General features: G+C 62.7%; 18 protein-coding genes. 5 read left to right on the top strand and 13 right to left on the bottom strand.

Translation table 11 applies throughout. From position 1 onward, the window contains the following. The 13 genes from IRI77_RS05295 to IRI77_RS05235 all read right to left on the bottom strand — a co-directional run bounded on the left by IRI77_RS05295 (position 1) and on the right by IRI77_RS05235 (position 14,558). A complete protein-coding gene (locus IRI77_RS05295; protein WP_194451035.1) occupies positions 1-744 on the bottom strand; it encodes an SGNH/GDSL hydrolase family protein in 744 nt (247 codons plus the stop codon). Positions 745-1,112: 368 nt separating this feature from the next. After that, positions 1,113-2,615 (bottom strand): acetyl-CoA hydrolase/transferase family protein, encoded by a 1,503-nt coding sequence (locus tag IRI77_RS05290; protein WP_194451034.1) that lies wholly within the window; start codon positions 2,613-2,615, stop codon positions 1,113-1,115. A 15-nt stretch (positions 2,616-2,630) separates the two neighbouring features. Beyond that, positions 2,631-3,683: a methylmalonyl Co-A mutase-associated GTPase MeaB gene (meaB, locus tag IRI77_RS05285; protein ID WP_228486606.1), complete on the bottom strand. Its 1,053-nt coding sequence runs from the start codon at positions 3,681-3,683 to the stop codon at positions 2,631-2,633. Then, a complete protein-coding gene (scpA, locus tag IRI77_RS05280; protein WP_194451033.1) occupies positions 3,673-5,814 on the bottom strand; it encodes a methylmalonyl-CoA mutase in 2,142 nt (713 codons plus the stop codon). The genes meaB and scpA overlap by 11 nt, the downstream gene beginning before the upstream one ends. 3 nt (positions 5,815-5,817) lie before the next feature. Continuing rightward, positions 5,818-7,173, bottom strand: a complete 1,356-nt coding sequence (locus IRI77_RS05275; RefSeq protein ID WP_194451032.1) for a methylmalonyl-CoA mutase family protein — start codon at positions 7,171-7,173, stop codon at positions 5,818-5,820. Next, positions 7,166-7,615 (bottom strand): VOC family protein, encoded by a 450-nt coding sequence (locus tag IRI77_RS05270; RefSeq protein WP_194451031.1) that lies wholly within the window; start codon positions 7,613-7,615, stop codon positions 7,166-7,168. The genes IRI77_RS05275 and IRI77_RS05270 overlap by 8 nt, the downstream gene beginning before the upstream one ends. Positions 7,616-7,626: 11 nt before the next feature. Beyond that, positions 7,627-8,013: a biotin/lipoyl-containing protein gene (locus IRI77_RS05265; protein WP_194451030.1), complete on the bottom strand. Its 387-nt coding sequence runs from the start codon at positions 8,011-8,013 to the stop codon at positions 7,627-7,629. A gap of 14 nt (positions 8,014-8,027) precedes the next feature. After that, the gene (locus tag IRI77_RS05260) at positions 8,028-8,375 is read right to left on the bottom strand and encodes a hypothetical protein (RefSeq protein WP_194451029.1); all 348 of its coding nucleotides are present in this window, start codon (positions 8,373-8,375) and stop codon (positions 8,028-8,030) included. A 13-nt stretch (positions 8,376-8,388) separates the two neighbouring features. Next, the gene (locus tag IRI77_RS05255; protein ID WP_194451028.1) at positions 8,389-9,942 is read right to left on the bottom strand and encodes an acyl-CoA carboxylase subunit beta; all 1,554 of its coding nucleotides are present in this window, start codon (positions 9,940-9,942) and stop codon (positions 8,389-8,391) included. Positions 9,943-10,042: 100 nt separating this feature from the next. Continuing rightward, positions 10,043-11,554 (bottom strand): methylmalonyl-CoA carboxytransferase subunit 5S, encoded by a 1,512-nt coding sequence (locus tag IRI77_RS05250; RefSeq protein WP_194451027.1) that lies wholly within the window; start codon positions 11,552-11,554, stop codon positions 10,043-10,045. Between the two features lie 201 nt (positions 11,555-11,755). Next, entirely contained in the window at positions 11,756-12,673 is a 918-nt protein-coding gene (locus IRI77_RS05245) for a sugar phosphate isomerase/epimerase family protein (RefSeq protein WP_194451026.1), read from the bottom strand. A 15-nt stretch (positions 12,674-12,688) separates the two neighbouring features. Next, complete coding sequence (locus tag IRI77_RS05240) at positions 12,689-13,960, bottom strand: WD40/YVTN/BNR-like repeat-containing protein (protein ID WP_194451025.1); 1,272 nt, start codon at positions 13,958-13,960, stop codon at positions 12,689-12,691. Continuing rightward, entirely contained in the window at positions 13,944-14,558 is a 615-nt protein-coding gene (locus IRI77_RS05235) for a GAF domain-containing protein (RefSeq protein ID WP_194451024.1), read from the bottom strand. The genes IRI77_RS05240 and IRI77_RS05235 overlap by 17 nt, the downstream gene beginning before the upstream one ends. Before the next feature lie 169 nt (positions 14,559-14,727). On the opposite strand from IRI77_RS05235, the gene IRI77_RS05230 reads away from it, so the two are divergent. From IRI77_RS05230 to IRI77_RS05210, 5 genes are read left to right on the top strand one after another with little or no spacing between them, the layout of a single operon-like run. After that, entirely contained in the window at positions 14,728-15,279 is a 552-nt protein-coding gene (locus IRI77_RS05230; RefSeq protein ID WP_194451023.1) for a bactofilin family protein, read from the top strand. Then, a complete protein-coding gene (locus tag IRI77_RS05225; RefSeq protein WP_194451022.1) occupies positions 15,276-15,914 on the top strand; it encodes a methyltransferase domain-containing protein in 639 nt (212 codons plus the stop codon). Before IRI77_RS05230 ends, IRI77_RS05225 begins: the two co-directional genes overlap by 4 nt. Before the next feature lie 24 nt (positions 15,915-15,938). Next, positions 15,939-16,883 carry an amidohydrolase family protein gene (locus IRI77_RS05220; RefSeq protein WP_194451021.1) on the top strand — a complete coding sequence of 315 codons (945 nt, stop codon included), beginning with the start codon at positions 15,939-15,941 and terminating at the stop codon, positions 16,881-16,883. Continuing rightward, on the top strand, positions 16,880-19,024 hold the full coding sequence (locus tag IRI77_RS05215; RefSeq protein WP_194451020.1) for a hypothetical protein: 2,145 nt from the start codon (positions 16,880-16,882) through the stop codon (positions 19,022-19,024). Before IRI77_RS05220 ends, IRI77_RS05215 begins: the two co-directional genes overlap by 4 nt. After that, positions 19,021-19,770 (top strand): tetratricopeptide repeat protein, encoded by a 750-nt coding sequence (locus IRI77_RS05210; protein ID WP_194451019.1) that lies wholly within the window; start codon positions 19,021-19,023, stop codon positions 19,768-19,770. The genes IRI77_RS05215 and IRI77_RS05210 overlap by 4 nt, the downstream gene beginning before the upstream one ends. Positions 19,771-19,777 lie beyond the last annotated feature (7 nt).

Raw genomic sequence — 19,777 nt, 5'->3', positions numbered from 1 at the left:
CTACTTCGCGAGGGCGACGTCGATGGCCTTCTGGGCCAGGGGTCCCATCACTTCGTAGCCTGCCTCGTTCGGGTGCAGGCCATCGTAGGTGAGCTCCTTTTTGAGGACCTGCTTGTCGTCGAGGGAGGGCGTGAAGTAGTCGAGGAAGACAGCGCCGGTACCGGCAGCGTAGCCGCGCATCCAGATGTTCAGTTCGCGGATCTTCTCGTTGGGCCGGCGATCCGTCTGCGGGCGGATGTAGTCGCAGGTGGGCAGTAAGGCGGAGAGGACGACCCGGATGCCGTTGGCGCGGGCGAGTTCCGCCATCGACATCAGGTTGGCCTCGGTTTCTTTCAGCGTCATGGGACCGGTGTTGCCGGAGATGTCGTTGGTGCCGGCGAGAATCACGACGACTTTCGGGTGCAGCTCGATGACATCGGCGCGGAAGCGCAGCAACATCTGCGGAGTGGTCTGGCCGCTGATGCCGCGATTGATGTACGGCTTGCCGGGGAAGAACTTGCCATAGCGGCGGCCCCAGCCATCGGTGATGGAATCGCCCATGAAGACGACGCGCTCCTCACCGGCCACGGGCGCGACGACGGTGGCGTTTTCGGCCCGGTAGCGATTGAGGTTGGGCCAGTCCTTGAGCGTGCGCTCCTGGCGATCGACGGTGGTCTTGAGCTTTGAGAGTTCGGTGGGTTCGGCGGCGGGGGTTTGGGCGGAAAGTACGGCGGCGCAGGCGAGCAGGAGGAATGTGAGTTTCATGGTGCCTCCACCATGCTATTCGATTCCGCGGGGCGGCCTGAGCCCGTTACGGATTGGTGCTACACATTGCGCGCCCAGGCCCCAGGATCCGGGCTGAGCTGCCGCGCCAGAAATGGCCGGCCGAGGGGTTTGTGATTGCCGCGCATAGCGTGGCCTCCACGGCCGCGCCCTGCCTGATCTTGTGTTCCACTGAACTGGCCAGATCAGGCCAATGGTGGCGCGCACGACGGATCGCCTTGAGGACCCTGCGCCAGTGCCGCAGCCGGAGGGGACAGCCTAGCCGGTTCGGAGGCATGCCACAAAAAAACGAATGCGCGGCAAGCCCGTTGAACGTGGGCCTGCCGCGCTTTCTCGAACTCATCCAACTATTATCGGTAATCCGCCCAATTAATGTTCCGCATATCCCCGCTCCGCGTGAACTGGCGGTGCATGGCCAGGCCCAGCGACAGCGACAGCGGCTCATGGCTCGTCGGCGCGGTGAACGCCAGGTAATCGCGCAACTGCTGGCGATAGTCCGGATGCGCGCAGTGGTTGATGATCAGTTCGGCTCGCTCGCGCGGATCCTTGCCGCGCAGGTCGGCGACACCCTGTTCCGTGATGATGACCTGCACCGAGTGCTCGCTGTGATCCATGTGCGAAGCTAGCGGCACGATGGCGGAGATCTTGCCGCCCTTGGCCGTCGACGGGCAGGAGAAGATCGACAGGTAGGCGTTGCGGGTGAAGTCGCCCGAACCGCCGATGCCGTTCATCATCGTCTTGCCCATGACGTGCGTTGAATTGACGTTGCCGCCGAGGTCGACTTCGATGGCCGTGTTCATCGACACAATCCCCAGGCGCCGCACGATCTCAGGGTGATTCGAGATCTCCTGCGGACGCATGAGAATGCGGCTCTTGAAGAACTCGATGTTCGACGTCACGTTCTTCATCGCCGCGGGCGACAGGGTCAGCGCGCAGGTGGAAGCGAAGGTGCAGCGGCCGCTTTCGAGCAGCGGCACAACGGAGTCCTGCAACACTTCGGTGTACATCTCGAAGGCCGGCACTTCCTTGCTGCGGCCCAGGGCGCCCAGCACCGCGTTGGCGATGTTGCCGACGCCCGATTGCAGCGGCAGGAACTGCGGCGGAATACGATTGGCCTTCATTTCGGCGACGAGGAAGTCCGCCACGTTCTGCCCGATCTGGTCGGTCACGGGTGTAGGTTCGTCAAAGCCGGCCGTTTCGTCGGCCTGGTTCGTCAGGACAACACCGGCGATCTTCTTGGGATCGACGACGCAGATGGGCGAACCGATGCGGTCGGACGACGCGTAGACCGGAATCTCCTGGCGGGCCGGGGGATCCAGCGGTTCGAAGATGTCGTGCATGCCCAGCAGGGTGGCTGGGTGCTTGGCGTTCAATTCGATCAGGACCTTGTCCGCCAGGCGCAGGTAGGTGTTCGCCGCACCCACTGAGGTGGACAACACGATGCCGCCGCCCGGCGTAATGTCGCACGCTTCCACCACGGCCCAATGCACTGGACCCAGGAAGCCGTAGCGCACATTCTGCGGCAGCAGCGACAGGTGCATATCGACGAACTTCACCTGGCCCGAGTTGATCTGCTTGCGCAGGATCGCGTTGGACTGATACGGCGTACGGAAGCTGATCGCCTCGGCTTCGGCCAGCGCGCCGTCGAGCGACTTGCCGGTGGAGGCGCCCGTCAGCACGCCGACTTTGAATTCGCGTCCCGCGGCGTGTTCCCGCTTGGCCTTCTCGGCCAGCGCAAAGGGAATGGCCTTGGCCGCGCCCGCCGGAGTAAATCCGCTAAACCCGATAGTGGAGCCATGATGAATCAGCTCAGCCGCCTCTTCCGCGGTGAGAATGGGGAACGGTAGTGACATACGAGAACCTAACTCCTATTCGGAGCCCTTGCGGGCCGGATGAAATAGCGCCAGCAGCTCGCGGGCGGCGCTGAATGAACTCATGTGACCCCGGCGGACTTCCTCCGTCATCAACGGCAGGCGAGCGCTCACCTGGGGGTCTGACTTGAACTGTGCCTCCAGGCCGAGGCTGATCAACTCCTGCATCCAGTTGAGGGCCTGGCGGCGGCGGCGATCGTGGAAATGGCCGTTGGCCTTCATCTGCGCCCGATGCTCGAGCACCGATTCCCAGACCTCGGGCACGCCTTCGCCGGTGAGGGACGAGCAGGTCAGCACCTTCGGCGACCACCCGTCCGGGCTCATCGGAAACAGGTGCAGGGCGTTCGAATACTCGACGCGGGCGCGCTCAGCTCGCGGCTTGTTGTCGCCGTCCGCTTTGTTGATGACCATACCGTCGATCATCTCGATGATGCCGCGCTTGATGCCCTGCAACTCGTCGCCCGCTCCGGAGATCATCAGCAGCAGGAAGTAATCGGTCATTGACCGGACCGCGGTCTCGCTCTGCCCGACCCCTACCGTCTCGACGATGACATTCCGGAAGCCGGCCGCCTCGCACAGCAGGATGGTCTCGCGTGTGCGCCGCGCGACGCCGCCGAGATGGCACTTCGACGGAGAGGGGCGGATGAACGCGGCCTCCTCCATCGACAACCGTTCCATGCGGGTCTTGTCACCGAGAATGCTGCCGCCGGAGATCGGACTGGAGGGATCGATACTGAGAACGGCCACCTTCTCGCCGTGTTCACGGACAAGATGCAGGCCCAGGGTATCGATGAAGGTGGACTTCCCTGCCCCGGGCACTCCGGTGATGCCGATGCGGCGCGAACCGCCGGACCTCGGCAGCACGCCTTCCAGGACCCGTTCGGCCAGGTCGCCGTCTGAAGGGAGTTCGCTTTCTATGACGGTAATGGCGCGCGCCAGCACGACTCGATCGCCGCGCAGGACGCCGTCCACATATGCTTCAGCGGACAGGCGGCCCCGTCGAGGCCGCCCGCCGCCGGATGTTGCGCCTGGCGTGGGATCAGGCGGCACTCGGCATCTCCATCAATGCCGCCAGCACCTTCTGCGCGCAGACAGGAATCACCGAACCCGGTCCAAACACATCGATCGCGCCGGCCGCCTTGAGCTCGTCGTAGTCCTGGGGAGGAATCACGCCACCCACAAATACCACGATGTCCTCACGGCCCAGCCGCTTCAGTTCAGCCACCAGCTCAGGCACCAGCGATTTGTGACCGCCGGCGAGCGAACTGACGCCCACCGCATGCACATCGTTTTCGACGGCCATGCGCGCCACTTCCTTGGGGGTGGCGAACAGCGGACCGACGTCGACGTCAAAGCCGAGATCGGCGAAGGCGGTGGCCACCACTTTGGCTCCGCGGTCGTGCCCGTCCTGGCCCATCTTGGCAACCAGCAGGCGCGGACGCCGGCCTTCGAGCTTGGAGAAGTCCTCAGCGGCCTTGCTGGCCTTCTGGAACTCAGGATCGCTCTGACTCTCACTGGAGTAGACACCGGAGATCGTGCGGTTCACGGCCTGATACCGCCCATGCACCTTCTCGAGCGCCATCGAGATCTCGCCCAGCGTCGCCCGTAGGCGGGCGGCGGTGACGGCGAGTTCCAGCACGTTGCCTTCGCCCGTCTCAGCGCACTTGGTCAGCGCGTCGAGAGAGGCCTGGACCGCGGCGGAATCGCGCGAGGCCTTCACTTCGTTCAGCCGGCGGACCTGGCTCTCGCGGACGGCCTGGTTGTCAACCATCAGCACGTCGAGCTGTTCTTCCTGCTCCAACCGGTATTTGTTGATGCCGACGATCGTCTCCTTGCCGGAGTCGATGCGCGCCTGACGGCGGGCCGCCGCCTCTTCGATGCGCATCTTCGGCAGGCCGGTTTCGATGGCTTTGGTCATGCCGCCCAGGGTTTCCACTTCCTGGATTAGATGCCACGCCTTCTGCATCAGCTCATTGGTCAGCGATTCGACGTAGTAGCTGCCGGCCCAGGGATCCACCACGCGGCAGATGCCGGTCTCTTCCTGCAGGTAGATCTGGGTGTTTCTGGCGATGCGCGCCGAGAAATCGGTGGGCAGCGCGATGGCTTCGTCCAGTGCGTTGGTGTGCAGAGACTGGGTGTGCCCCAGCGCGGCGGCAGTGGCTTCGACAGCCGTACGCACCACGTTGTTGAACACGTCCTGCGCCGTCAGCGACCAGCCCGAGGTCTGGGAATGCGTCCGCAAAGCCATCGACTTCGGGTTCTTCGGGTTAAACGACTTCACGATCTTCGCCCACAGCACGCGAGCCGCGCGCATCTTGGCGATCTCCATGAAGTGGTTCATGCCGATGGCCCAGAAGAAGCTCAGGCGCGGCGCGAACTCGTCCACATTCAAACCGGACTTGATGCCGGTACGCAGGTACTCCAGCCCATCGGCCAGCGTGTAAGCCAGCTCGATATCGGCCGTCGCGCCCGCTTCCTGCATGTGGTAGCCCGAGATCGAGATGCAGTTGAACTTGGGCATCCGCTCGGAGCAATACCGGAAGATGTCGCCAATGATGTGCATCGACGGGGCCGGCGGGTAGATATACGTATTGCGGACCATGAACTCTTTCAGAATGTCGTTCTGAATGGTTCCGCTCAGCTTCTGCGTCGGCACGCCCTGCTCTTCGGCGGCCACAATGTAGAATGCCATGATGGGCAGCACGGCCCCATTCATGGTCATCGACACCGACATCTGGTCCAGCGGGATCTGATTGAAGAGGATCTTCATGTCCTCGACGGAATCGATGGCCACGCCGGCTTTGCCGACATCGCCCGTCACCCGTTCATGATCGCTGTCGTAGCCGCGGTGCGTCGCCAGGTCGAAGGCGACCGAGAGACCCTTCTGGCCGGCTGCGAGATTGCGGCGGTAGAAGGCGTTGGACTCTTCGGCGGTGGAGAACCCGGCATACTGCCGGATGGTCCAGGGCCGCATGACGTACATCGTGGAGTAAGGTCCGCGCAGATACGGAGGCAGGCCGGCCGCGTACTCGAGATGCTCGAGCCCGGCCAGATCCGCCTCGGTGTAGTAAGGCTTCACCGCGATCTGTTCGTTCGTGATCCAGTTCTGGGCCGCAGCGGACGCAGGAGCGGCCTCAGGGGCCGGAGCCGCATAGTCAATCTTTGTGAAATCCGGACGCATGGCTTACTTCTCCTCCTTTCCGCCGATACCCAGCTTGTCCTGCCACTCGTTCAGGGTGTCCACCATGTTCGAGAGGACATGAACGAAGCCGGCCACACCAAGAACCTTCAGCTCCTCGATCTGCTCCTTCGGATTACCGGCAACCACCACCGGCACCTTCACATTGGAGCAGACTTCGCGGGCGAACTCGATGTACTCAGGATCGGAACTGCACAACACAATCAGCGCCGCGTCCGTTCCTTCGTAGCTTTCGCTCTCTTCGATGTCGAAGCCGGCGCAGCCGAAGAAGTTCTGGCAGAACTGGCCGCGGGCCATCTTCATCTTGAGGTCGCCCCGCTTCAACAGCAGGACCTTTGGCGTCCTGCCTGCCGTCTTGGCATACCGTTCCGTGCGCAGCCGGATGTGTTCGATGGGCTCGGCCAGATGCCAGCCGCTCAAGGCGCCGGCGTGATCCAGTTCCTTCTCGTGAATGTCCGGGTAATTGTTGACACCGACGAGAACGCGGCGGCGCGAAGCGATCGCCTTCTCCTTGGCCGCGCGAGAGACCGCGATGGCCGCCGAGATGGTGCCCTGGGCAGCGGCAAAGCCACCCTCGGCTTCAATCTGCTGGAAGAGCTTCCAGGCAGCCTGGGCCAGGGCGTCCGTCAATGCCTCGATGTAATACGACCCGCCGGCCGGATCGGCCACCTTATCCAGGTGCGCCTCTTCCTTGATGACGAGTTGAACGTTCTTTGCCAGGCGATCGGGGAATCCGGTCGCCTGCACGTTCAACGAGTCCGCTCCGCCCAGTACGCCGGAAAGAGCCTCGGTGGTGACCCGCAGCAGGTTCGTGTAGGGGTCGTAGATGCTCTTGTTCTCCAGCGCCGTGACGGTGTGGATCTTCACTGGCGCATCCGCCAGGCCAAACGCGGAAACCACCCGCTTCCAGAGGAGGCGGGCGGCGCGCAGCTTGGCGATTTCGACGAAGTAGTTGGAGCCGACAGCGAAGACAAACGACTGGGCTGGATCCGCGCCGGCGGCGAGACGATCAGCGCCTTCGGCGATGGCGTAGGCCAACTCCTGGACGGCGGTGGCGCCCGCTTCGTGGTGGGCGGCGGCCTGAATGGCGCCTTCCGGGGCGGGCCCCTGGGCAATCGCCCACGGGCCGGCATTCAACGCACGCGCTGTCTGCGCGGGCAGGTTTTCCTTCCGGTAGTAGGGCCGTACGGCAATGCCCTCTTCCGTCTTCCAAACCAGCCGCTTGTCGTAGTCCGCGCCCTTAAGGTCGGCGATGATGGTCGCTTCCCAGTCGGCCGTGGAGACCGGCGGGAACTCTTCCTTCAGGCGCAGTGTATCGGTGCCCGGTGATGCATCAGGCATGAGTTGTGCCCTCCTGGACCACTTCGATGAGGTAGCTGAAATCCTTCGGATGGACGAAGAAGATCATCGTGCCGCGCGAGCCGGGGCCGGGTTCCTGCGTCAGGTTGAAGCCCTTCTCTTTCATGACGGCGTAGGCGACGTTGATGTCCTTCACCCGGAAAGCGAGATGAGCGAAACCGCCCCGCCCGCCGCTCTTTTCGATCTGCTTGGCCACCGGCGACTCCGGCGACAGCGGCTCGAGCAACTGGATCAGGTTCGGACCCGCGCCGATCTGCAGCAGGACTTCGCGCACCTGGTGCTTGCCGTAGACTTCTTCCCGGTGCAGCTCAGTAAAGCCCAGAGCCTTGTACTTCAGTACCTGCGCGTCGAGTTCACCCTGCTTCACGGCGATGGCGACGTGGTCGACAAATTCGAAGCCGGCGGCAATCAGTTCGTTTACCATGATGTGCCTCCTTACTCGAATTCCACCAGGACAACGCCCGCCTGGACGCCGTCGCCCGGATTCACGTTGATCTTGGAGATCTTGCCGGCCACGGGGGCGGTGATATTGGTCTCCATCTTCATGGCTTCCAGTACGAGGATGGTGTCGCCGGTCTGGATGCTCTGGCCTTCCTGCGCCGAGATCTTCACAACGATGCCGGAGATGGGGCTGCGGCAAACCTTATCTTCGTTCACCGGGGCGCCGCCATGGGCAGCGGCCGGCGCCTGAGGAGCGGCGGGCACGCGCACGGCGGCAGGCTGCATGAGGTAGCCCACCGGCGGCAACTGGGGCTGCTCCGGCGCCGAGGCTTCCACCTCGACTTCATAGACTTTCTGGTCAATCGTAATCTTCAATTTCACGGCTGCTCTCCTGCTTACCTGACCCTCAGAGTGTGATGCTGTACGTTCAAGCGGTGCGAGGCCTGGATGCTGACGCGACCCTCCTGGGCCCACGCCGTGGAACCCAGCAGACGGACGGTGCGGATGGGAGCCCGTGTACCGAGATAGGCAGCGACCGCGGCGGAAATCGCCAGCATGATTTCATCCGAAATCACTTCCGGCTCCTGCGGGACCACCTTCTCTTCGGCTTCCACTTCGACACTGCCGGAAGGAGCGGAGGCCGCCACTCCCTCCAGTTCGCCGATCTTGGCCGTCAACGCCGCCAGGTGCTGGCGTAATGCGTCCAACTCCTCGCTGAGACTCTTCAGTGTGACTTTGCTCATTGAATGCCTCGCTCTACAGCGGCATCAGACCGTGCTTCTTGCCAGGCCTGAGTTCGCGCTTCGTGTGCAGGTATTCCAGCGCCTGCGCGATCACCTTGCGGGTGTCGGCCGGCTCGATGATGTCGTCGACCAGCCGGCGGCCGGCGGCGACGAACGGATTGGAGAATGCTTCGCGGTACTGATCGATCATCTCCTTGCGCTTGGCCGCCTTATCGGTGGCTTCGCTGATCTCTTTGCGGAAGACGATCTCGGCCGCGCCTTCAGCGCCCATGACGGCGATCTCGGCGGTGGGCCAGGCATAGCTGCGGTCCGCGCCCAGGTCCTTGCAGCACATGGCGAGATAGGCACCGCCGTAGGCTTTGCGCAGGATGACGGTGATCTTGGGCACCGTCGCGGCGGAGTAAGCGAACAACATCTTGGCGCCGTGGCGGATGATGCCGCCGTATTCCTGCTGCACGCCGGGCAGGAAGCCGGGCACGTCCACCAGGGTCACCAACGGGATGTTGAAGGCGTTGCAGAAGCGGATGAAGCGCGCACCCTTGCTGCTGGCATCGATGTCGAGTACACCGGCCTGCACCGCGGGCTGGTTCGCAATGATGCCGATGCTGCGGCCGCAGATGCGGGCGAAGCCGATGACGATATTCGGCGCGTGGCCGGCCTGGACTTCCAGGAAGTCGCCGTTGTCGATGATCCGCAGGATCACGTCGCGGATGTCGTAGCCCTTCTTGCCGTCCACCGGCACGATGTCGGCCAGTTCCGGATTCGGCTCGCAGCTATACTCACCCGGGATCTCGGGCGGATCTTCCAGGTTGTTCGACGGCAGGAAGCTGAGCAGCTTCTGGCACAGCAGCAGCGCGTCTTTGTCGTCTTCGGCGATGAAGTGAATCACGCCCGACTTCGCCATGTGCGCGTCGGGTCCACCCAGGTCGTCGGCCGTCACCGTCTCGCCGGTCACCTGTTTGATGACCTGCGGACCGGTGATGAACATCTGCGCCTTGCGTGTCTGGATGATGAAGTCGGTCAGCGCCGGGGAGTAGGCCGCGCCGCCGGCGCAGGGTCCGCAGATGAGAGAGATCTGGGGCACCGCGCCGCTCAGCATCACGTTGGTATAAAAAACCTTACCGTAGCCGGAGAGCGAGTCGATCCCTTCCTGCACACGCGCTCCGCCTGAGTCGTTGATGAAAACGAAGGGGGAGCCGGTCTTCAGCGACTGCATCATCGCTTCCGACACTTTGATCGAGTGCAGTTCGCCGGCCGAGCCGCCCAGGACCGTGAAGTCCTGGCTGGCCACGTGAACCAGCCGCCCATGGATCGCCGCCGAACCAGTGATCACACCGTCGGCCGCCGTCTCTTTTCCGGCCATTCCGAACAGCGTCGCACGGTGCTGCGCAAACAGGCCGGTCTCCATGAACGAACCCTTGTCCACCAGCCCGTCCACCCGTTCCCGCGCCGTCATTTTGCCACTGGCACGGTGCTTTTCCAGCTTGTCCGCGCCGCCGCCAAGCATCACCTGCTCGCGTTTCTTGCGAAGTTCTTCAACCCGAATATCCATCGATTTAATCGACATGAATCCTACCTCAAACTCTTAATTTCCAGATTCCTGCCAGGCCGGAGAACTCCCGTTACTGGCGCCCCGGCCCGGGCCGTATCGAACCTCAACTTCCGCTTCAGGCGGAAGGCGCCACCGTCACCTTGTGCGTCTTGCCGTTCAGCTTGACGTCATAGGAGATGGTGGACATCACCGGCCCCTTGCCGGTCTCGGCGTTTCCGCCGGGCGCCGGAGCGGCGGCTGGCTTGGCCGAGGGGTCCTTACCGAGGTTCTTCGGACCCTCCTGTCTGGTGGAAAAGAACTTAGGCGCCACTTGGGGGAACATGGCGTAGGTCAGGACATCTTCATCGGAGCCGTTGCAGCCCTTCAACGCGAGACCCGAGGAGCGGAGCTGGTCCCATTCCGGCTTCAGCAGGTCGGCCGGCCGGCAGGTGATGGGATTCTTCCTGGCCTGTTTGTGGGCCAGGTTGATGACTTCGGGGTCGCGCTGTCCCAGCGTGGTGCCGTAGTAGCCCAGCATCAGGTCAGCAAACTCGCCCGTCAGAACCTTGTAGCGGCCCATCATGACGTTGAAAACAGCTTGCGTTCCAACGATTTGGCTGGAAGGCGTGACCAGCGGGGGATAGCCGGCGTCCTTGCGGACCCGCGGGACCTCGCACAGCACTTCCTTCAGGCGGTCCGCCGCACCCTGCTGCTTCAACTGGCTCTCCATGTTGGAGATCATGCCGCCCGGGATCTGGCTGTCAAAGATTTCGGTTTCGACGCCCGTGATGTTGGACAAGTACTCTTTGTAGCGCGGCCGGATGCCGGCGAAGTACTCCTTCACCTTCAACAGGCGGCTCTTATCCAGTTTCGTGACGTACGGAGTGCCTTCCAGCATCTCCACCAAGCTCTCGGTAGGGTTGTGGCCCGGTCCCAGGCTGAGGCTCGAGATGGCGGTATCGACGCAATCGGCGCCCGCTTCGATCGCCTTCATCAGGCTGACCATCGTAACGCCCGTGGTTGCATGCACATGCACATGGATCCGCAGCTCTTCGCCGCAGGCTTCCTTGATCGCCTTGACGATGTCGTAGGCCGGTTGCGGCTTCAGCAGCGCGGCCATGTCTTTGATACAGATGGAGTCGCACCCGAGGTCGACCAACTGTTCGGCCATCTCTACATACCCGGTGACAGTATGCAGGGGGCTCACGGTGTAACAGATGGTGCCCTGTGCGTGTTTGCCGGCCTTCTTGACGGCCTTGATGGCCTGGCGGACATTGCGAATGTCATTCAGCGCGTCAAACACGCGGAAGACGTCCATGCCGTTCTCGGCGGCCTTGTCTACAAAGCGGTCGACCACCTCGTCTTCGTAGTGGCGATAACCCAACAGATTCTGACCGCGCAGCAGCATTTGCAGGCGGGAATTCGGTAAAAGCTTGCGGAATTTGCGGAGGCGATCCCAGGGATCTTCATTAAGAAAACGGATGCAGGAGTCAAACGTGGCCCCGCCCCAACACTCAACTGACCAGTACCCGGCCTTGTCGATGTCTTCGCACGCAGGAACCATGTCCTCCATCGCCATGCGGGTCGCCATCAGGCTCTGATGCGCGTCCCTCAGAATGAGCTCGGTCACTTCGATCGTCTTAGGCATGTATGATTACCTTCTATGACAGTTTTACCGCCAAATGACCCTCGCGCGGTCTCTGTCTCCTTCAGAATATCAGACCTTGATGTCCTGTGGGAATTCTCAACACTTGCGAGGCTTGGGTAACCAGACTGGCCGAAGGCGCGCCCTAGTCAGAGGCAACGCCGCGAAGAAATGAAGGCTCGCCCTTGCGAGCGAGCCCCAAGTTTAGGAAAACGCTTGGCGCAGCACTTCGTAGCTCTTGGCTACCGCTGTCTTCGGAGTTTCCTTGCCTTCCATCTCCAGGCTCACCCAACCGTTGTAGTTGGCCTTGCGCAGAATGCCGGCAATGCGTTTGTAGTCGAGGTCGAGCGTGTACCACTCGCCGCCGCCATAGTAAGTCTTGGCTTGAACGATGGTCGCGTGCGGAGCCAGCCGCTCAATGCCCGCGTACGCATCACCCGGATAGTTGCCCGTATCCATGTTGATGCCGAGCCAGGGTGAGTTCACCTTCTGGTGGATGTTCAGCAGGTTGTCCAGGCTGGTGGTCAGGCCCCAATGATTCTCCAGGGCGAGCATGACACCCAGCTTCTCGCAGGTTGGCAGGCACTTCTCAATCGACGACACGCACCAGCCGATGGCGTCCTCCAGTTTGTAGCCGGGCAGTGGCGGTTCGTCGCCTTTCACCTTCATCAGGTCATTAAAATCCGGAATCGTCTTCCACCGCCCCGAATTCAGCCGTACGCAGGGGATGCCCATGCGGGCGGCGAGTTCCAGGCAACGGACCGTGTGGTCGATCATCTTCGCGCGTTCGTCGGCGGCCGGCGAAACGAAGTCCTGGTGGATGGAGAGCATGGGCATGCTCAAACCCAACGTGAAGGCGCGCTTCTTAAGACCGTTGATGTAGGCGGGGGACTCGTCGGTCATCTGGCGATGCAGGATCTCGACGCCATCGAAGCCCAGCCGGGCAGCGTCTTCGATCACATCTTCGATCGGGTACTTCGTGGGGTTGAAGTGCCAGTAGGAATAAGTGGAGACAGCGAGCTGGATGCGGCGCTGCGTTTTGGACTGAGCGGCGACGTGCGCTGGAGCGGCAGCCAGGGCAGCGGCGCTGGCGCTGAGCAGGCTTCGGCGAGACAGTGACATTCCGAAAGACTACCACTAGCCGAGCTTCAGAATCACCCCCTCGCTGGTAGCGGCCCAAATGTGATTGTCGTCGACATAGGCCAGCACCGCGCGGACTCCAGACGCGTGGTAGTCTACACGCATCTCGCGCCATTCCGAACCCGTATCCTGGAAGATGCGCAACTTGCCGGGGATCGGGCTGGTGCGCATGCGGCCGCGGGTTTCGATGGCGGCCACCAGGGAGCCGCCCTGTGCCAACGGCACCGCATCATAGACGAAAACATCCTTGCGCCGGAAGTACGGCCGGTTTGAGCCGCCACGCAGATTCACCACATAGACTTCGGAGGAGAAGTCCATGCTCTCGCCGTATTGAAAGAGCGTCATAGCCTGAAGGCCGCCCCGCATCCGCACCACATGGCCGAAGGACGACACCATCGACCCCTTCCAGGTCGCGCCGCTGTCCCGGGTCTCCAACACAATCGTGGAGCCGGGAATCGCCCGCCTGCGCATGGCGCGCTCCGGAATCATCCAATCCGGCAGCCGGGAGCCTTCCGGCGGAGGCGCCGAAGATGTGCCCACCAGGATTCCGGTCTTCGGCCCGATCCAGTTCATCCAGGCCCATTCCGTATTCTCCGGCTTGAGCTTCAGTTCGTTCGCCTCGGGCACTTCCGTCCAGCTCATTCCTCCGTCAACAGTACGGTAAACGGCCAACCCCGCCCCAAAGGCCCAGCCATTTTTATCGTCAATAAAGTGGACCCGCGCCACCTCGGAGCCCTTCTTGGCCTTGGGCAGCTTGCGCTTCTCCCAACTGACTCCGCTCTCGTTTGAATACCAGAGCGAACCCTGGCAGACGCAAAAGTACCTGGACTCGTCCAGAAGGAACAGCGAGTAGGGCAGGTCCTTCATTTTGACCTGTGTCCAGTGCAGGCCTCCGTCCCGGGTGACCAGTGCAAAGTTCTCATCCCTGCCCTTGCGCACCATGCCGCCCACGGCGATGCCGCGTTCCGCGGAAGCGAAGCGCAGGTCGTTCAGGACAACATCGGTATCATCCTGGTCGAATTGATACTGCATGCGCCAGCGCATGCCGCCGTAAGGTTTGGTGGATGCGTCGGCCCGCGCAATGTGGCCCGCGGGCAGTTCACCCGGCCGCGCGGAGTACATGCCCTCCGCGACATCACCGGGCCCCTTTTTCGCCTCGGCCTTGGGCGGCGCCTTGGGCTCCTGGCCGGCCGCGATCCCGAATCCACAGGCCCCCGCCAGGAAAGCCCGGCGGCTCGCCTGGGAGAGGTCTTCAACCTTTCTCTTCATCTTCCCCCCGCCGTGCAATGTGCCCATGAGAGCGGACCAGTTCCACGTGGTTTGCATCTTCAATGGCGCTGGGCGACATTCGCGCCAGCACCAGCAGACACCCCACCTGTTCTCCAATTGTCGTAAGCAGTTCCATCTCCGCGCCCGTGTGGCGGTGCGGGGTGCGGTGCTGCACGTTGATCACGCCCACTACTCGATTTCGGGCAATCACCGGAGAAGAAAGAAACGACTCGTAGGTGTCCTCCGGCAGTTCCGAGAACGCCTTAAACCGAGCGTCCTTATAGGCTTCCATGCCGAGAGCCAGCAACTTGCGCTCGCGGGCGACCCACCCCGTCAGACCCTCGCTGAGTTTCAAGCGTACCGTTCCGATCTGCGACGGATGCGGGCTGGAGGTAGCGCAGAGAACAAGTTCTTCGCGGTCCAGAAGATACAGCAGGCACGAATCACAGTCTGTGAAATCGTGGACCAGCTTGACGATGGCTTGCAGAGTATCGGCCAGGCTCAATTCGCGCACCATCAGACGGCTTACCCGCTGGTAGACGCCCAACTGCTGCTCAAGCCGTTCGAGTCTCGCTTCCAGATCCTTCGCTTTTGACACGCTGCCATTATGCCAATTCACGGTCCCGGATGCTTCCACCCCCTGGATGGGCATTGCGTTTCCCGCCTTTGGACCTCTACCATAGGAACAATCCGGCAGGCCTTAGCAATTTATGCCGCTATTTGCGGCTGCAGCCTTGGGGGTCCAAGGACACAGGAGACTGTTACACATGTGGAACCGCAATAAAAAGGAAGAAGACATCCAGTACCGGCCTTCGTCGCCGGCGCCCTCTGCATCGGAGCAAAGCAGAGAGGCGATTCCGGTGAGCGCCTATCCCACGCGGCAAACCGAATACGGTTCCGCCCGGGTGACCGCCTCCATCGGCAAGAGCCTCGTGATCAACGGGCACATTCAGGGCAAGGAAGACCTTGTCATCGACGGGCGCCTGGATGGCAACGTCGACTTGCCGGAGAACCGGCTCACTGTAGGCGCCACCGGCCATGTGCAGGGTGGAATCCGCGCCCGCGAGATCGTGGTTGTCGGCACCGTGCAGGGCAATATGGAAGCCAGCGAACGCGTCGAGATCAAAAAGGGCGCGCGCGTGATTGGCGATCTCAAAGCCCAGCGGCCCGTCATCGAGGACGAAGCCTACTTCAAGGGCAACGTCGAAACCATCCGCATCGATACGCCCAAGCCCGCACCCAAACCCCAACAGCCCGCGCCGCCCATTGTGGATGCGCAGGCCGCGCCTGAAACCAAACCGGAGATCAAGCGCGGATGAACTGGCGCCCTCAGCCGCCATCTTCCAGCACTACCTCCTCTTCGAATGTTCCGGCAGGAGCGCGGCGATCTTACGCCCTGGAAAGCCTGACTAATCTCCTGCGCACGCAGGAAGGGCTCCAGATCCTCGATCTCGGCGGACTGAACCAGGCCAATCTCGATTTCGTGACTGGCCTGGGCCACCGCTTATACGCCGAAGATATCGTGAAGGCCTGCGATTCCTTCTTCACCAAGCAGGAGTTCGCAAACAAACACTTCGACTCGCACCGCATCGCGCAGTTCATCGACCAGACCTTCGACTTCCCCGATCAGTCCTCTGACGGCGCGCTCGTCTGGGACGTGCTCCAGTTTCTGCCGAACCCCATCGCCCAGGCCGTGCTGGACCGCCTCTACCGCATCCTCGCCCCGGATTCCTTCCTGCTGGCCTTCTTCCATCCGGAATCGGGCGGCCCGGCGGCCAAACCGCACTCCTGCCGCATCATCGATGCCAAACACCTGATGTTCATGCCGCGCGAATCGGCCCGCACCATAGAGCTCTACACGACTCGCTCCATCGAACGCTTCTTCCATCAGTTCGCGGCAGTCAAGTTCTTCCTCACGCGCGAGAACCTGCAGGAAGTCATCGTCAAGCGTTAAGTATCCGCGCGATACAATGCGACGATGAACCGCAGGCAGTTCCTTGGCGCCGCCGCAACGATGCAGACCTTGCCCGCCCAGCCCCAGTCCATCCCGATCATCGACACGCACGTGCACCTGTTCGATCCGCGCCGTCCAGGCGGTATCCCCTGGCCGGCCAAGGACGACACGGCACTCTATAAGCCCGCCCTGCCTGACCGCTACCGCGCCGTTGCCACACCCTTCGGCATTCGAGGCGCCATTGAAGTGGAAGCCAGCCCGCGGCGGGAGGACAACGACTGGGTTCTTGAGACCATTCAGGACGAACCACTGTTCGTCGGCACCATTGGCAACCTCGAGCCGGCCGAGCCCGGCTTCGCGCACACTCTGCAGACTTACCTCAGGAACCCGCTCTTCCTCGGCATCCGCTACGGCAACCTCTGGTCGCGCGATCTCGGCGCCTCTCTCGCGAAACCGGACTTCGTTGCAGGTGTAAAAAGCCTGGCCGCCGCCGGCCTGATCCTCGACACCGCCAATCCGACCCCCGCCCTGCTCGCCGATGTCGTCAGACTCACCGACGCAGTACCGAACCTGCGCGTCATGCTCGATCACCTGCCGCAACTCGCCAGCCCCACTAAACCGGCGGAGCGCCGCGCGTACGACGCAACGGTCCGGCAACTCACCCAGCGGCCCCAGGTCTTCGTAAAGGTATCCAGCGTTCTGCGCCGCGTCGACAGCAAGGTCCCCACGGATCCGGCCTTCTACAAACCGCGCCTCGACGAACTGTGGGCGCAGTTTGGCGAGGACCGCCTGGTCTACGGCAGCGACTGGCCCAATAGCGATCATTGGGCCGAATACCCGCAGGTGTTCCGGATCGTGGACGATTACTTCCGCAAGAAGGGCCCGGAAGCCGCCGCGAAGTATTTCTGGAAAAACTCCAAGACCGCCTATCGCTGGAAGAAACGAAGTAACGATCAGCCTGGGGATTGATCCCCTTCGCCGGAATTCTGCGCGTCCTGAGTGTGCGCAATCTTCTCCCGCGGGTCCGGACAGGACTTGCCGTCATTCTCCTGGCCCAAGCGGCGCCGTCTCTGCTCCAGGCGCAAGCATCGCAGTGGTGGAGCAAGGTCGAAGGCTTCGAGGGCACCTTCACGACTCATCGAAAAGTCACTGGATCCGGCGGCAGCAACCAGATGACGAGCAGCCACTCGATCTTCACGGAAGCCTCCGGAAAAATCCTGCTGAACCGCTGGGACAAAAAGCGGCAGGCCTGGACCGGTACGATCACCGGCAATTTCCGTGTCGACAACACAATCATGCGTGACGACACGGCCTGCCGCAACGACGTCACCATCGTCGCGAACGGCCCGCTCGTGCGCCCGCCGGATGCAACCCCGATGCAAGCCCTCCTCTTTTTCGAAGACGATGGGACCTACTACTTCCAGATCAACTACGCGTCCTCACCCGCCACAGAGACCACCGTCGGCGTGTGCGTCTTCGGCAGCGCTACGGAAGTGCGCACGGTCACCGAGACCTGGTATCCCGATTTCCACGGCAACGGCGTCCCCCAGCCCATTCCCGCCCAGGCAGGGCGCCTCAATTACAGCGGCAGGGTGGATGAAAGCAGCGACGGCGGCTGGGGCATTCTCTTCGACGGCTCGCAACCGGCCAACAGCTTCCCGTTCGATGTCACCTGGAACATCCAGCCCATCGGCATGCAGGAAACCGTCGAGGTCCTGATCAGCGACAACTTCGAACAGTTCCGCCCGACGGCTGGGGCCGGAGGAGGGCTTGGCAGCCATGTCACCCTGAACGCCCGCCTTCACGCGAAGACCGGCGACCTCAAGGAGAAGGCCACTCAATTCCGCTGGCAGTTTGCCCAGGTTTCGCGTGAACCCGGTTACGCCCTGAATGCGCCGCTGCAACAGCCCGGCACGGATCCGGATCTGCGCTTCGAACCAGGCGGCAACGTGATCGTGTCCGATGGTGAGGGCCAGTCCGCCCAAACCCCGCCCGGCGAGTACACCGAGAGTTCCGCCGTCGTGGGTTCCTACGACTGGGGCGCCTTCGGCCGCATCACCGTCACCGCCGTGATGGAGGATGGCCGCGAGATCCGTGGTTACCTGGAGCGCGATCCGTCGCAGACCGAAGTCCGCCTACCCAAGCGCGCCGATGGAGACCTAATCGCCAAAGTCTGGCGCGACCAGATGGGCGTGGGCTCGAGCTCGGATTCTTCCGACCAGGAAGACCAGCCCGCCGGAGACGGCAACAACGGGGACGGCTTGACGCTCTACGAGGAGTACCGGGGCTTCATCGAGAACGGCGCACATATCGAGGGGGATCCCAAAACCAAGGACTACTTCGCTCTCAATCGCGGCGGAGGTGTGGTGACGGCCGGTCTGCGTACCTTTGGCGGCCTCACCGGGCTGAAAGTCCACGGCCGCCTTCAGCCGTCAGAACTCCCCACCAACCGCGTCATCAACTCGAACCACGCCGCCGCCCCGCATCGCGTCGATCAGCATGCCGTCATTCTCGAAGCCGACACCTCGGTTCACGGCTACGCACAGGCCCGTGGAGGGCCCGGCACGCCCGCCCGCATCACCAAGGTGGTGCTGCCTGTGCTCACCGGCGCCGAAGCCGCGGATGAGATCCAGTATCTGGGCGACTCCATGGTGCACGAGTTGCTGCATACCGTGAACGTCTACCACCATGGCGAAGCGCGGGAGCGCAGCGTCACCTGGTCCGGCAACCCGGCAGACGGGTACTTCGAAACCGAGAACGGCACCAAGAAATCCATCCGGATCCAGTATGAGAACGGAAGCCCGTACACGAAGGACCTGGGCGCCGGGCGGCCCATCCTGCTCGGCCCCTACGCCAGCCCGTACTCCGGCGTCGACACCTGCATCATGCGCTACGACGCGGCCAAGGGGTACCCCTCGCAAACCGATCCCGATCTCCGCTACCGCACTGACGAAACCGCCGGCCACCAACTCTGCCAAAGCACGGAGGGCACCGGAGTGAACGATCCAGGCCGGCAGCCGCAGTCCCGCTTCGGCCCGGCCGCACCCAACCGCGGCAATTGCGCCGGCCAGATTCTGGTCAACGACGCTGTCCAGGCACCCGTACGATGAAACCGCTACTTCTTTCACTCATGACTGCCGCCATGCTGGCGGCGCAAACCGCGGAACCGCCGCGGCTGGAGATTGTGCTCTCCCTCAACGGCCGGGACGGCGCTACCATCCAACCGGGCGAGGCGCTGATCGCTGCCGCCACGTTCCTTTCGACGGAACAAACGCGGGAGCGTGCCGCCACGGCGACACTCACCCTCTGGACGCCCGACGGCACGCAAATCGAGCACGGCATGCGGGAGCGCGAATCCACCGTCAGCCTCACGGAAGGCCAGGAACTGGTTCTCCGCGTCTGGACCGTGTCGCCCGAGGTGACCACCAACCTCGCACCCGGCGAGTATCTCGCCTGGCTGGAAACCGAGGGCCAGCCCCCGGCCCAGGCCCGCATCAAGGTCGAAGCATCCATCCCCGCCGACGATGCCGACCACCAGGCCCTGCGGCATCTGATCCTGTCCCATTGGCTGCAGCTCGAGGCCCAGTTTGACCAGGCCCTCGCACAGGCCGAGGAGCTGATCACGCTCCAGCCCGGCAATCTCGCCGCGCGCATCCGCAAGGCGGACGTGCTGATCGCCGCCGGCCGGCTGGAAGAGGCCCTGCCCGTATTGGACGATGCCGAGTTGCAGTACCATGCCTTGAATCCGGAGGGCGCTCACCCGCCCAGGCTGATTCAACTACGTCAACAAAAGGTCTTGAATGCACTGGGGCGAGGGGATGATACTCTGGACGGGGTTTCCAGTGGGAAACCCTGAATGGGAC

The organism is Paludibaculum fermentans, assembly GCF_015277775.1.
Classification (GTDB): domain Bacteria; phylum Acidobacteriota; class Terriglobia; order Bryobacterales; family Bryobacteraceae; genus Paludibaculum; species Paludibaculum fermentans.
Note: the sequence above shows the minus strand (reverse complement) of the source record. Positions and strands in the feature narration are given on the sequence as shown.

Bases quoted from the DNA above. Each gene is read 5' to 3' on its own strand.
- IRI77_RS05295 (WP_194451035.1), bottom strand. From the start codon at position 744: ATGAAACTCACATTCCTCCTGCTCGCCTGCGCCGCCGTACTTTCCGCC.
- IRI77_RS05290 (WP_194451034.1), bottom strand. From the start codon at position 2,615: ATGTCACTACCGTTCCCCATTCTCACCGCGGAAGAGGCGGCTGAGCTG.
- scpA (WP_194451033.1), bottom strand. From the start codon at position 5,814: ATGCGTCCGGATTTCACAAAGATTGACTATGCGGCTCCGGCCCCTGAG.
- IRI77_RS05275 (WP_194451032.1), bottom strand. From the start codon at position 7,173: ATGCCTGATGCATCACCGGGCACCGATACACTGCGCCTGAAGGAAGAG.
- IRI77_RS05270 (WP_194451031.1), bottom strand. From the start codon at position 7,615: ATGGTAAACGAACTGATTGCCGCCGGCTTCGAATTTGTCGACCACGTC.
- IRI77_RS05260 (WP_194451029.1), bottom strand. From the start codon at position 8,375: ATGAGCAAAGTCACACTGAAGAGTCTCAGCGAGGAGTTGGACGCATTA.
- IRI77_RS05255 (WP_194451028.1), bottom strand. From the start codon at position 9,942: ATGTCGATTAAATCGATGGATATTCGGGTTGAAGAACTTCGCAAGAAA.
- IRI77_RS05250 (WP_194451027.1), bottom strand. From the start codon at position 11,554: ATGCCTAAGACGATCGAAGTGACCGAGCTCATTCTGAGGGACGCGCAT.
- IRI77_RS05245 (WP_194451026.1), bottom strand. From the start codon at position 12,673: ATGTCACTGTCTCGCCGAAGCCTGCTCAGCGCCAGCGCCGCTGCCCTG.
- IRI77_RS05240 (WP_194451025.1), bottom strand. From the start codon at position 13,960: ATGAAGAGAAAGGTTGAAGACCTCTCCCAGGCGAGCCGCCGGGCTTTC.
- IRI77_RS05230 (WP_194451023.1), top strand. From the start codon at position 14,728: ATGTGGAACCGCAATAAAAAGGAAGAAGACATCCAGTACCGGCCTTCG.
- IRI77_RS05225 (WP_194451022.1), top strand. From the start codon at position 15,276: ATGAACTGGCGCCCTCAGCCGCCATCTTCCAGCACTACCTCCTCTTCG.
- IRI77_RS05220 (WP_194451021.1), top strand. From the start codon at position 15,939: ATGAACCGCAGGCAGTTCCTTGGCGCCGCCGCAACGATGCAGACCTTG.
- IRI77_RS05210 (WP_194451019.1), top strand. From the start codon at position 19,021: ATGAAACCGCTACTTCTTTCACTCATGACTGCCGCCATGCTGGCGGCG.